At 50.6% G+C, this 13,637-nt stretch carries 11 protein-coding genes; 10 read left to right on the forward strand and 1 reads right to left on the reverse strand.

Annotated features, from left to right (window positions below; all coding sequences use genetic code 11):
* Positions 1-263 precede the first annotated feature (263 nt).
* The 9 genes from pdhA to B212_RS0110765 all read left to right on the forward strand — a co-directional run bounded on the left by pdhA (position 264) and on the right by B212_RS0110765 (position 9,307).
* Positions 264-1,331, forward strand: coding sequence for a pyruvate dehydrogenase (acetyl-transferring) E1 component subunit alpha (pdhA, locus tag B212_RS0110725; protein ID WP_019910721.1), 1,068 nt, complete (start codon positions 264-266; stop codon positions 1,329-1,331).
* A gap of 15 nt (positions 1,332-1,346) precedes the next feature.
* Complete coding sequence (locus B212_RS0110730) at positions 1,347-2,324, forward strand: alpha-ketoacid dehydrogenase subunit beta (RefSeq protein ID WP_019910722.1); 978 nt, start codon at positions 1,347-1,349, stop codon at positions 2,322-2,324.
* Positions 2,325-2,517: 193 nt separating this feature from the next.
* Positions 2,518-4,155 (forward strand): 2-oxo acid dehydrogenase subunit E2, encoded by a 1,638-nt coding sequence (locus B212_RS0110735; protein ID WP_019910723.1) that lies wholly within the window; start codon positions 2,518-2,520, stop codon positions 4,153-4,155.
* Positions 4,156-4,158: 3 nt separating this feature from the next.
* Complete coding sequence (lpdA, locus tag B212_RS0110740; protein ID WP_019910724.1) at positions 4,159-5,571, forward strand: dihydrolipoyl dehydrogenase; 1,413 nt, start codon at positions 4,159-4,161, stop codon at positions 5,569-5,571.
* A gap of 138 nt (positions 5,572-5,709) precedes the next feature.
* On the forward strand, positions 5,710-5,847 hold the full coding sequence (locus B212_RS34460; RefSeq protein ID WP_019910726.1) for a hypothetical protein: 138 nt from the start codon (positions 5,710-5,712) through the stop codon (positions 5,845-5,847).
* 49 nt (positions 5,848-5,896) lie between these two features.
* Positions 5,897-6,124: a hypothetical protein gene (locus B212_RS0110750; protein WP_198015849.1), complete on the forward strand. Its 228-nt coding sequence runs from the start codon at positions 5,897-5,899 to the stop codon at positions 6,122-6,124.
* Between the two features lie 129 nt (positions 6,125-6,253).
* Positions 6,254-7,048, forward strand: a complete 795-nt coding sequence (gene thyA, locus B212_RS0110755) for a thymidylate synthase (RefSeq protein ID WP_028530737.1) — start codon at positions 6,254-6,256, stop codon at positions 7,046-7,048.
* A 47-nt stretch (positions 7,049-7,095) separates the two neighbouring features.
* Entirely contained in the window at positions 7,096-7,587 is a 492-nt protein-coding gene (locus B212_RS0110760; protein ID WP_019910729.1) for a dihydrofolate reductase, read from the forward strand.
* Between the two features lie 232 nt (positions 7,588-7,819).
* Positions 7,820-9,307 carry a glutamate synthase subunit beta gene (locus B212_RS0110765; protein ID WP_019910730.1) on the forward strand — a complete coding sequence of 496 codons (1,488 nt, stop codon included), beginning with the start codon at positions 7,820-7,822 and terminating at the stop codon, positions 9,305-9,307.
* A 96-nt stretch (positions 9,308-9,403) separates the two neighbouring features.
* Here the strand turns inward: B212_RS0110765 and B212_RS0110770 are convergent, their stop codons facing one another.
* Positions 9,404-11,401 (reverse strand): methyl-accepting chemotaxis protein, encoded by a 1,998-nt coding sequence (locus B212_RS0110770; RefSeq protein WP_019910731.1) that lies wholly within the window; start codon positions 11,399-11,401, stop codon positions 9,404-9,406.
* 484 nt (positions 11,402-11,885) lie between these two features.
* On the opposite strand from B212_RS0110770, the gene B212_RS0110775 reads away from it, so the two are divergent.
* On the forward strand, positions 11,886-13,595 hold the full coding sequence (locus B212_RS0110775) for a proline--tRNA ligase (RefSeq protein ID WP_028530739.1): 1,710 nt from the start codon (positions 11,886-11,888) through the stop codon (positions 13,593-13,595).
* Positions 13,596-13,637: the final 42 nt, after the last annotated feature.

A 13,637-nucleotide genomic window follows, 5' to 3' on the forward strand; every position in this document is an offset into this window, starting at 1 on the left:
TGAATTCTCACCTTTCTTGTCGAAATTTTGCATTAGTCGCGGTGTTGCGTTAAAATTATCCACGCGGTAAATGTGTTAAATATCATTTACTTGCCAAATAAAAGTTTATCTGTTATAGGATTTTGAATGACCTGTTATACATACAAAGTTTATGGAAACATAAATTTTATGCGTATTTCTTTGACGAAATAGATAAAACAGGTGTATAATAATTCTATAACAGAGGCCACTGATATTCAAATTTTTTTATTGAGGTGAAGATGATGACTAAAGTTCCTTACGAAGTGTATACAGAGGACGTGGAGGCCCTTTCGGTGCTTTCTCCTGATGGAGAAGTTATCAATAAGGATAAGATGCCTGCACTTACCGACGATCAACTGAAAGAAATCATGTACCGTATGGTATTTACCCGGACCTGGGATGACCGGGCCGTCAATCTGGGCCGTCAAGGCCGCCTTGGTTTCTACGCACCGGTATCCGGTCAGGAAGCCACAATGGTAGGCAGCGAGTTCGCCCTGCAGAAAGAAGATTTCGTATGCCCAGGCTACCGTGATATTCCACAGCTTGTATGGCATGGACTTCCATTATACCAGGCTTTTCTATATTCGCGTGGACATCAACATGGCGGGCAGATACCTGAGGGTGTAAATGTATTGATGCCTCAGATCATCATCGGCGCTCAAATCCTGCATGCTACAGGTATTGCAATGGGCTTCAAGCTGAAGAAGCAGCCAAATCTCGCAATTACTTACACAGGTGACGGCGGTTCTTCCGAAGGTGACTTCTACGAAGGTCTGAACTATGCCGGACGCTTCAAATTGCCGGTAATCTTCTTCGTGCAAAATAACGGCTATGCTATTACGACTCCGTTCGCAAAACAGACGGCAGCCAAATCCATCGCCCATAAAGCGATTGCTGCGGGTATTCCCGGCATCAAGATCGACGGTATGGATGTCTTCGCGGTAATTTCCGCAGTGCAGGAAGCTGCCGAGCGTGCCCGCAAAGGCGAAGGAGCTACGCTGATTGAAGCTGTTACTTACCGTTTCCGTCCGCATTCCCTTTCCGACGACGCCAGCAAGTACCGTTCCAAAGAAGAAGAAGGACAATGGAACGAGAAGGACCCGATTGCCCGTCTTGCCAAGTATTTGGAGAAGAAGGGTCTGTGGACCGAAGAAGATACATTGCGCGTAAGAGAAGAAGCGAAAGCGACTGTAAACGAGCAGATTAAAAAAGCGGAGCAAACCGAAAAAATGACCGTTCCCGGCTTGATCGACAGCATGTTCGAGGTAACACCGAAACATCTGGAAGAGCAAAAAGCCGATTTTGAATAAGGGGGATATCAGGCAATGGCACAAATGAATATGAAAGAAGCAATCCGTGACGCAATGCGCGTTGAACTGAATCGTGACCCTAATGTTCTTATCTTCGGAGAAGACGTAGGTAATGTAGGGGGCGTATTCCGTGTAACGGAAGGGCTCCAAAAGGAATTTGGCGAAGATCGCGTATTTGATACTCCACTTGCTGAATCCGCAATCGGCGGTCTGGCTTTTGGTCTTGGGGTACAAGGCTTCCGTCCAATCGCTGAAATCCAGTTTGTTGGCTTCATCTTCGAAGCACTTGACCAAATCGTCGTTCAGGCTGCCCGCCTGCGTTGGCGTTCCGGGGGCAGATTCAATGCTCCTGTAGTGTTCCGTACACCATTTGGCGGCGGCGTAAAAGCGGCCGAGCTTCATACAGATTCCCTGGAAGGCCTGATTGCCCAAAGCCCGGGGATCAAGGTTGTAATTCCTTCCAATCCATACGATGCCAAGGGACTGTTGATTGCGTCCATCCGTGATAATGACCCTGTGTTCTTTATGGAGCATTTGAACCTCTATCATGCATTCCGTGATGAAGTGCCGGAAGGCGAATACACCGTCGAGCTGGGTAAAGCAAATGTTGTCCGCGAAGGTTCAGATGTAACAATTATCTCTTACGGTCTGATGGTACATACTGCTACCAAAGCGGCCGATCAGCTTGAGAAGGAAGGCATCAAGGCTGAGATTATTGATCTGCGTACGGTTAGCCCGATTGATATTGATACAATTGTAGCTTCTGTGAAGAAGACCAACCATGCAATTGTAGTCCAAGAAGCGCAGAAGAGCTCAGGTGTTGCTGCTGAAGTGATCGCACAAATTAATGAAAAAGCTATTCTCCATCTTGAAGCACCTGTACTTCGTGTAGCGGGTCCGGATACCATCTATCCATTCGCGCAAATCGAGGATACTTGGATTCCTACACCGGCACGCGTTATTGCAGCCGTGAAGAAAGTTTTGGAATTCTAATAATGCAGCATCCTGCCGTCCTTGAATAAGGGCGGCACCCGTTTCTGCAAACGAAGCGGCTGCTTTCGAAGTGAGTTTGCGAGAGTTGCAGGAAGTTAGGCTTCATACAACTAAGCGCAAGCTCTCGAAGCAAATTTTGTACGAGGATAATTCATTGTAGTTACACTAACAAAACTTTTAGGAGGTTATTAAGGTGGCAAAATTTGAGTACCGGTTCCCTGAGCTGGGCGAAGGTTTGCATGAAGGCGAAATTATCAAAATGCACATCAAAGCCGGCGATAAAGTAACCGATGACGATATCGTAATGGAAGTTCAGAATGACAAGGCGGTAGTAGAGGTTCCTTGTCCAGTCAACGGCACAGTGCTTGAAGTCTTCACCAAAGACGGTCAAGTGTGCCGCGTAGGCGAAGTTGTGGCAATCATTGATGCAGAAGGCGATGTGCCTGAACAAGAAGGCGGCCATGCTGAAGCGCAAGCAACTCAAGAAGTGGATGCAGCCAAGGGCGGAGCAGATACAGCTTCTTCTCCTGCAGCAAGCGGCGCGGCTAACTTTGAATACAAGTTCCCTGAACTGGGCGAAGGTCTGCACGAAGGTGAAATTATCAAAATGCATATCAAAGTCGGCGACAAAATTACCGATGACGATATCATCATGGAAGTTCAGAACGACAAGGCGGTAGTAGAGGTTCCTTCTCCGGTCAACGGTACAGTGCTTGAAGTGTTCGCCAAAGACGGACAGGTATGCCGCGTGGGTGAAGTTGTGGCAATCATTGCTGCAGAAGGCGATGTTCCTCATCAGGAAGGCGGCCATGCTGAAGCTCCGGCTACTGGGGCGGCTGCACCGGCAGCAAGCGCGGCTCCAGCAGCAGTTCCGGCTCCTAACCGCGATGTACTGGCAACACCAAGCGTCCGCAAGTCTGCCCGTGAACAAGGCGTTGATCTCGCATTGGTCAACGGCAGCGGCAAGAACGGCAAAATCACCCATGAAGATGTTGCGGCCTTCCTGAAGGGCGGCTCCGCAGCACCTGCGGCAGCACCAGCAGCAGCGGCTCAAGCGGCAGCACCAGCAGCAGAAGCTCCAAAAGCCAAGGCTACAGCAGCACCGGCAGCAGCTTCCGGCAATGTAAGCCTGGAAGAAGAACGCGTACCGTTCAAGGGTATCCGCAAAGCCATTGCCAACGCTATGGTTAAATCGGCATACACTGCGCCTCACGTTACCATCATGGACGAAGTGGATGTTACCGAACTGGTAGCTTTCCGTGCCCGCATGAAACCTGTAGCTGAGAAGAAAGGCGTGAAGGTAACTTACCTTCCATTCATCGTCAAGGCACTTGTTGCAGCTTCCCGTCAATTCCCGGCGCTTAACGCCATGATTGACGAAGAGTCCAATGAGATTGTCTATAAGAAATACTACAACATCGGTATCGCTACAGATACAGACAACGGTCTGATCGTTCCTGTTATTAAGGATGCTGACCGTAAGAGCATCTGGATGATCGCAAGCGCGATTAGTGACCTGGCTCTGCGTGGACGTGACGGCAAGCTGGCTCCTCACGAAATGAAAGGCAGCACGATCTCGATCAGCAACATCGGTTCTGCCGGCGGCATGTTCTTCACTCCGATCATCAACTTCCCTGAAGTGGCGATCCTGGGTACTGGACGCATCACCGAGAAACCTGTTGTTAAGAATGGTGAAATCGTAGCTGCTCCGGTAATGGCTCTCTCCTTGAGCTTTGACCACCGCATTATTGACGGCGCGACAGCTCAGAACTTTATGAACTATATCAAGACCCTGCTTGCAAATCCTGATATGTTAGTTATGGAGGTGTAATAAATGGTAGTCGGAGACGCTTCAATTGAAATCGACACATTGGTAATTGGTGCAGGTCCCGGCGGGTATGTGGCGGCAATTCGTGCCGCCCAGCTCGGCCAGAAAGTCCTGATCGTGGATAAATCGGAACTCGGCGGCGTATGCTTGAACCGCGGCTGTATTCCTTCCAAAGCTCTGATCTCTGCAGCACATCAATATGAAGCTGCACAACACGGCGAAGTTTTCGGTGTTACCGCTGAAAATGTCAAGGTGGACTGGGCTAAAACCCAGGAGTTCAAAAACGGCGTTGTTAAAAGAATGACAACCGGCGTAACCAGCCTGATGAAAGGCAACAAAATTGAAGTGTTCAGCGGTGAGGCTATGTTCATCAATGCGAATGAAGCCCGCTTGTTCAACGAACACGAATCTCCACGTTATAAGTTCAATAACTGCATCATTGCAACAGGCTCGCGCCCGATTGAACTGAAGCCTTTCCCATTCGGCGGACGCATTCTGTCTTCCACCGAAGCGCTTGATCTGCCGGAAATTCCGAAGAGCCTGATCGTCATCGGCGGCGGCTACATCGGTGCAGAGCTTGGTCAAATGTACTCCAAGTTCGGAACTAAGGTAACGATTATCGAAGGAATGGATACAGTTCTGCCAGGCTTCGATAAAGATATGACCCGTCTGGTTGCCAAGAACATGGCGAAGACCGGCATCGAGATCGTAACTAATGCCAAAGCTGAAAGTGCGGTTCAGAACGACAAGGAAGTTACCGTGAAATATTCCGTGGGCGGCGAGTCCAAGGAAGTTACTGCGGATTACCTGCTTGTTACCGTTGGCCGCCGTCCGAACACGGATGGTGAGCTGGGACTGGATCTGATCGGTATTGAGCTGGATGAACGCGGACTGATCAAGGTTGACCACCAGGGCCGCACCAACATCCCTAACATTTATGCCATCGGCGATATTGTGCCTGGCCTGGCTTTGGCGCACAAAGCTTCCTACGAAGGTAAAATCGCGGCTGAAGCAATTTCCGGCCACAAATCGGTTGTTGATTACAAAGTGATTCCGGCAGTTGTATTCACTGATCCTGAATGCTCCAGTGTTGGTCTTACCGAAAAAGAAGCCAAGGACAAGGGCTACAAAGTAAAAGCCGGCAAATTCCCGTTCGCGGGCAATGGCCGTGCGGTATCCTTGAACGCTCCGGACGGCTTCATCAAGATTGTGGCTAACAGCGAGAACAATCTCGTTCTGGGTGCACAAATCGTGGGCCTGGAAGCTTCCAACCTGATTGCTGAGCTGGGTCTGGCGATTGAAATGGGCGCTACACTCGAAGACATCGCATTGACCATCCATGCACACCCGACCCTTGGCGAAATCGTCATGGAAGCGGCTGAGCTTGTGGAAGGCCACCCGATTCACGTTATGAAATAATAGTTAAGCGGCTTGCGTAGCAGGCTATTCATAAGGATGCCCTCAGAAGCCTTAAGGTGGCTGATGGGGCATCCTTTTTTTACATCCGCAAAAGTTGATACCCTTAATGTGTTAATATTTAGAAAAGGGGGCCAACCTATGAATACCATGTCATACGCCAAAGCTGTACAATATGCCAAATACCGCTTGCCATATTCGGCTGAGGCTGTAAGCTTCGTGATTGAGCAATATGAATGTGGGCAGAAATATACAACAATATGCAGCAAGGTTGAGTGAGACCAGACATACGATGCCGCTGCAATATTTTTACGGGAGTCAGGAGCCGGTGAGATACTTATTCCCGCAGGAGCTTCAAGAAAGCTGGGGCGAGTATTGGGGCGCGGCAGCCTCCGGCATGGAAGCCCCCGGCGAGCAGGAGGAATGGTTCAAGGACTTCCGTGAGGCGCATCTGGGGCGTTTTGCAGGACTTCAGACTGATGGGCAGATTACAGTGAAATACAGCACGGAAGTGTGGCTGGGGCAGCCGGAATATCATCCGGACTCTCAGGAATAGGGAAATCTGCGCTGCGGGTAGGATCGGAGGATGCTGGAAATTGCATTTTCTGCGCTATAACAAGTTACAAGGGCGGTCAGCTCATGGTAAACTGATAGAAGATAAAAAGAGGAGAGGGGTGTGCGCTGCTTGCGTAATTATTTGGATTTACTACAGGACATATTAGACCATGGCACGGCCAAGAGTGATCGGACTGGAACAGGTACGATATCCGTTTTTGGACGTCAGCTCAGGTTCGATCTGGCGGAAGGATTTCCGCTGGTGACTACCAAGCGCATTCATTTGAAATCAGTGGTACACGAACTCCTCTGGTTCTTGAAGGGTGAGACTAACATTTCCTATTTGAAGGAGAATGGAGTCTCTATCTGGGATGAATGGGCGGATGAGAATGGAGAGCTTGGACCGGTATACGGATCACAATGGCGGGCCTGGGAAAGTGCGGATGGACGCCATATCGACCAGATTGCCGCGGTGATTGATTCGATCAAGAACAACCCGGACTCACGCCGTCATATTGTTAGCGCGTGGAATGTAGGGGAAATTGACCAGATGAAGCTGCCGCCTTGCCATTTTGTATTTCAGTTCTACGTAGCGGACGGCAAGCTCTCCTGCATGCTGACGATGCGTTCTGTAGATACCTTCCTTGGACTGCCGTTCAATATAGCCAGCTACGCACTGCTGACGCATATGGTTGCCCAGCAGACCGGGCTTGAAGCCGGGGAGTTCATCTGGTCCGGTGGAGATGTGCACATTTATGCAAATCATCTGGAGCAGGTGGCTACGCAACTGGAGAGACAGCCATATGCGCTTCCGAAGCTCGTGATCCGCAGACAGCCGGAGAGTATTTTTGACTATACCTTTGATGATTTCGAGTTCGCCGATTATGTGCATCATCCGTCCATCAAAGCTCCGGTGGCTATCTAAATTCTTGCTGACGGCAAGCTATTTATACGTGGAATGAGGGATTCAGGATGAGCATTAGCATGATTTGGGCCATGGCCGCAAATAATGTGATCGGCAAGGATAATGATATGCCCTGGCATTTGCCGCGGGATTTTGCCTACTTCAAGGCAGAGACGCTTGGGAAGAGAATGCTGATGGGGCGCAAAACCTGGGAATCGCTTGGCGGCAAGCCTTTAAAAGGCAGAACGAGCATGGTCCTGACACGCGATCTCAGCTTTGCTCCTGAGGGAGCCTCAGTTGTGCATTCGCTGGAAGAAGCAGTGGCTGAGGGACGCAAAGCGGATGAGCTGATGATTATCGGCGGTGCGGAAATTTACAAGCTGATGCTTCCTTTTGCCGATAAGCTGCTGGTCACGCGGATTGAAGAGGAGATTGCAGGGGATACATGGTTCCCTGAAGTCGACTGGAGTGAGTGGAGAGAAACCTCCAAGATCCAAGGAATTCGGGATGAAAAGAATCCGTATGATTACCGATTTTACGTCTATGAACGTTCGGTTTAAGGAAAAAGCGTTTTCTCTGACACAACATGTGAAATAGTACAAATAATCAGCAGATTAGTCCATTACAGTGCAAAAGTGTTGAATGCTACTATAATTATTAAAATTACAAAATCTCAAGGTTTAAGTATTATAGAATGTGCAGGTACTGCATTGCGCTGAAAATTAGATGGATGCCGCATGCTACAATGTACTATACATCAACACGAAGAGATCGGATGGGGGAATCGTAAATATGTCTACACCTACTGGATTCATGGAGTATAAGCGCCAGCTCCCGGGTGATCGTGATCCTGAGCAGCGCGTTAAGGACTGGGAAGAGTTCCATCATCATTTAAGCGAGGACGAGCTTCGGACACAGGGTGCGCGCTGTATGGATTGCGGGACTCCTTACTGCCATACCGGCATTGATATGAGCGGCGGCACTTCGGGTTGTCCGGTGCACAATCTCATCCCTGAGTGGAACAATCTGGTGTACCGGGGACTATGGAAAGAAGCGCTGGAACGGCTGCATAAGACGAATAATTTTCCAGAGTTCACCGGGAGCATCTGTCCTGCGCCTTGCGAAGGCTCCTGTACCGTCGGACTGATCGGGCAGCCGGTTACCATCAAGACAATTGAGCTGGCGATTATTGATAAAGGCTTTGAGGAAGGCTGGGTTGTACCGAATCCTCCAGAGAAACGCACGGGTAAAAAGGTTGCCATCGTTGGCTCAGGACCGGCTGGTCTCGCCGCAGCGGCACAGCTTAACAAAGCTGGACATACCGTAACCGTCTTCGAGCGCAGCGACCGTATCGGCGGCCTGCTGACCTATGGCATTCCGACCATGAAGCTCGACAAACGTGTGGTTCAGCGCCGTGTGGATCTGCTGGCTGCCGAGGGTGTAAACTTTGTAGTTAATACAGAGATAGGCAAGGATATTCCTACCCAGCAATTGGTTGACGAATATGATGCGGTTGTTCTGTGCGGCGGTGCAACGAAGGCCCGCCGGTTCAATGTAGAAGGCAGCGAGCTGAATGGCGTTATGTATGCCATGGATTACTTGAACGGAACGATCAAGAGCTATTTGAGCTCCAATCTGGAAGATGGAAACTATGTATCTGCGGCGGGCAAGGATGTTATCGTGCTTGGCGGCGGCGATACCGGCTCTGACTGTGTAGCCACTGCGCTGCGTCATGGCTGCAGCAGCATCACCCAGTTCGGCACGCATGAGAAGGCACCGCTTACGCGTGACCCAATTGCGAACCCTTGGCCGCAATTCCCGAATGTCTACACTCTGGATTATGCGCAGCAGGAAGCCAAAGCGGTATTCGGTGATGATCCGCGTGAATTCTCCATCATGACCACCAAGTTCGTAGGCGATGAGGAAGGCAACCTGAAGGAGCTGCACACGGTGCAAATCCGCCGTATCGTGGATGAAACCGGCCGCAAGATTTATGAGCCTATTCCGGGAACAGAGGCCGTATACCCCGCTCAGCTTGCGCTGGTCGCCATCGGCTTCGATGGACCGGAGCAGGAGATCATTGACGAGCTTAAGCTGGAGACGGACCGCCGCAGCAATGTGAAGGCCCGTTATGGCAAGTTCAACACAAATGTAGATAAAGTATTCGCTGCCGGCGATATGCGCCGTGGTCAGAGCCTTGTGGTCTGGGCGATCAACGAAGGACGCGAAGCTGCACGTGAAGTAGACAAATATTTGATGGGCTCGACAGTTCTGGCATAGGCCGGGCAGTCACAGCAAAAAGCCGTATCACCTGCCATACGCGGGTGATACGGCTTTTTGCTGTTGTTCAAAGGAAGAGGCAGGAGAGGCGTGAGCCTACTCCTCTAGCTTGAAGCGTTCGATTTTGTGCTGCAGGTCTGAGGCCATTTTGGACAGCTCGGTTGAGGAAGCTGAGATTTGCTCCATGGAGGCAAGCTGCTGTTCAGTAGCCGCTGTGACGTTCTGGAAGGCGTCTGATGTCGAACGCGAAATATTGGAAATCTCCTGTACGGAGGCGGCGACTTCTTCCGCACCGGCCGACATTTCTTGGGTGATGGCCGAGATGTCATGAATCTGGCCGTTGATTTTGGCGGTGGATTGTTCGATGCTCGAGAAGGCCTCCTTAGCTTCCTGCGTCACTTGCAAGCCCATTTCCACATCGGCCGACACCTTATCATGGATAGCCTCAAAAGTCCGGTCAATTAATTCTGTCATCTGCACAATGGTATCTTGAATGTTACCGGCGGTTGACTTGGATTGATCGGCCAGCTTGCGTACCTCAGTGGCCACGACTGCGAACCCGCGGCCATGCTCTCCGGCACGGGCAGCCTCAATCCCTGCGTTCAGCGAGAGCAGATTGGTCTGTACCGCGATATTGGAAATGGCGCTGCTCATGGCCGAGACTTGACTGTTCAACCCGTTAAGCTGGCTAATCAGCTCGGAGGAATGAAGAGTAGATTGCCGGATGGCCTCCATCTGGCGGCTCATCTCTTCAATTTTATGGCTTCCCGCCTGCACATCGGCTTCGGTAGCAGTCGAGGAATCGACGATAGAAGCGGCGGCTTCGGCAATTCTTTGAATCCCTGAAGACATTTCCTCCATCGACCGTGAAGTCTCCGACATGGCTGCAGTTTGAGTCTCGGCTCCTGCTGAAGAATCCTGGACAAGCTCAGCAACATAACTCGTAGCCTTGGAATTTTCCTCCGTGGTGGCGGTCAACTGCTGGCTTGACGAGGCAAGCATACCGGAGGTATCCGATATGTCTACGACGATATTGCGAAGCGACTCTACCATCAGGTTATAGTTCTGGGCGAGCTGGCCGATTTCATCTTTACGGTCAATTTTGATCTGCTCGTTCAGATAACCTTCGCTTACACGGCGGGCGGAACGATTCAGGCTGACGATTGGCTTGGTGATTGCCCGGATGATAAAGTACATCAGGATCAAGGCGAAAACCAGCGCTATTCCCAGAATTGTGAGGCCGTTATAGAGAATCGGCAATGAAGCCTCAGAGAACTCTTTTGTAGAGAGCACGCCGACAATTTTAAAACCAGTGATCTTATCCGTCATGTAATATCCCCGCATCTGCAGGCCTGTATCTGGACTGGTGTAGGATACTGTGCCGCTGTCGTCCTTAAACAAATTGACTACATCGGCAGCTACATCTTCTCCGGCTTTTTTAACCGGATGGGAGACAAATTTATTGTTGCCGTCGACTATGTAAATATAGCCGTCTTTGCCAAGCTTGATTTTGTTCACCATTTCGCTCAAATGCTTAAGGCTGAGGCTGCTGGTGATGGAACCCTTACCATCCTTAAGTGTTTCGGAGATATACAGGTTGTAATTGCCTGTTGTAGCCGATTTGAACGGATTTATAATCGTAATTTTGCCCGTATTTGTCATTGCAGCCTTGTACCAATCTCTGGTACGCGGGTCATAGTCCTGGTTGCCGCCATTTGGAGACTTCATCCAGGCACCATTATTGTTGCCGAGAATAAGGATTTCAAGCTCCGGGTGCTCCTTCATGAATAAATCCATCAATGCGCGGGCCTCCGGTTTTTGGGCATCAATCTCACTGGAGGTGAACTGCTGGCTGAGCTGCTGCACGTTTCGCATGGCGGACTCAACGGTTTCATTGATGGTGCCATGCAGCAATTCCACACTTGATCGGGTTGACTCCTGCATTTTAAGCTCCAATTGCTTACTGGAATTGGAATAGGAGAAGTAGCTGACAAGGAGGATAGGGATAACCAGCATGATAGTGAACAACAGCATCATTCTTTTTTGCAATGATTTGGACGAGGCTTTGTGGAATAGTCGTTTGATAGTGTTCATGGTAGCTCCCCCTTGGACTAGGTAGAAATGGTCTTTGAATAACTCTAATGATATATTCGGTTAAGCGGCAGGATAATTTCATACCTATGTCGACTTATGTAAAATAATTAGTTATGCATTACCAATACAGCGTCATCTTTCAGGGACTTGACATGATTTGGGATATCGTATAGATTAAAAACATTCTCGATATTGAACAGCGTTGACCAAGGATCTGTGCTTCTATGATCGTTAGAACAGAGAGGGGATTCACCGGCTGAAAGGTCCCTCATAGAACGATTGAATCATACCCTGCCTTGGTAGCTGCAGCATGAACAATGCTGCCGGACCCGGCCGTTATCCGTGTTGAGGACCGTCAAGCTATAAGCAGGCGGTTGAACTAGGGTGGTATCACGACACATTCGTCCCTGACGGATGTGTCTTTTTGTGCTTGCCTTCAGGAACTGAAGCTGCACTTCATACAGACAAGAGAGGATGAATATTTATGCGTCAAAGTAAACTACTAGCTAGTACTCTCCGCGAAGCTCCTGCAGAAGCTGAAACGATGAATCACCAGTTGCTGCTGCGTGCCGGATATATCCGGCAGCTCGCGGCCGGAATCTATACGTATCTGCCGCTCGGCCGCCGGGTCCTGCGCAAAATAGAAAATATTGTGCGTGAGGAAATGGATGCCGCAGGAGCACAGGAAGTGCTGATGCCCTCCATGCAGCCTGCGGAGCTGTGGAAAGAGTCGGAGAGATATGATGTGTACGGCAAGGAGCTGATGAAGCTTGAGGACCGACATGCACGAGAATTTGTGCTTGGACCTACGCATGAGGAGGTGGTGACGGCGCTGGTACGGGGAGAGATCAGCTCGTACCGGAAGCTGCCGGTTACCGTATACCAGATTCAGACCAAGTTCCGCGACGAACGGCGTCCGCGTTCCGGGCTGCTGCGGGGCAGGGAATTTCTGATGAAGGATGCTTATTCGTTTGACACCGGCTGGGAAGGGCTGGACGAGAATTATGTGCGGATGTATAAGGCATATCAGAGAATTTTCGAGCGCTGCGGATTGGCTTACCGGGCAGTTCAAGCGGATGCCGGAGCGATAGGCGGTGAAGGGGAGACGCATGAATTCATGGCGCTGTCGGGCATTGGCGAGGATACAATCGCGGTCTGCTCTGCCTGTGGCTATGCCGCAAATCTGGAACAGGCCGAGGTTCGTACCGGAGAGGGCGGAGCCCGGGTAGATTCCGGCAATCAGCCTGCCGCAGAGAGGTTCCACACTCCTGGCATCCGCACCATTGATCAATTGGAGCAGGAATTGCAAATTCCTCCAGAGCAAGTGATCAAGACCTTGATCTACGAAGGCGGCGGCAGAACCTTCGCGGTATTAGTCCGGGGCGATCATGAAGTCAACGAGATCAAGGTGCGGAACTATATCGGAGCCAGCGATATTGCTCTGGCCGATTCTCATGCTGTGCAGGCTGCAGCCGGTGTGGAGAGCGGTTTTGTCGGACCAGTTGGACTCTCCCTGACCCTCTTGGTTGACGCAGCGGTGGCCGCAATGACAGAGGGGATTGCCGGAGCCGGGGAGCGGGACTATCACCTGCGGGGGGTGGTGCCAGGCCGGGATTTCAGTCTGGAGCATGTGGGGGATTTCCGTACAACCTCCGAAGGCGAGACCTGTCCGCATTGCGGTGAAGGAAATCTTCATTTAGAGCAGGGAATCGAGATCGGCCATGTCTTCAAACTGGGGACGAAATACAGCGAGAAGCTCGGAGCGGCATTTCTGGACTCAGCGGGTAGAAGCAAACCAATGATTATGGGCTGCTACGGGATTGGAATTTCGCGGATGCTTGCGGCGGTGGCTGAACAGCATCACGATGAGCAGGGAATCACCTGGCCTGCGGCTCTGGCTCCATATGGGGTTCATATCCTCTTGATGTCTGTCAAAAATGAAGCCCAGGCTGCGGCAGCCGAAGCGCTGTATGAACAGCTCACCCGGCTCGGCATTGAGACCCTGCTGGATGACAGAGATGAACGGGCAGGGGTGAAGTTCAAGGATTCCCTGCTGATCGGCATACCGGTTACTCTTGTTGTCGGCAAGGATGCAGCGGAGCAAAAAGTGGAGTACCTGGATCGGAAGTTAAATACTAAAGAGGTCATTGATATCACTGAAGCCGTATCGCGGGTTACTGCGGGGCGGAGGTAATGAAATAATTGACTACGTTTCATTTCAAGACCCTTATAGAAT

Origin of the sequence: Paenibacillus sp. HW567 (genome assembly GCF_000374185.1) — a bacterium.
GTDB lineage: Bacteria > Bacillota > Bacilli > Paenibacillales > Paenibacillaceae > Paenibacillus_AQ.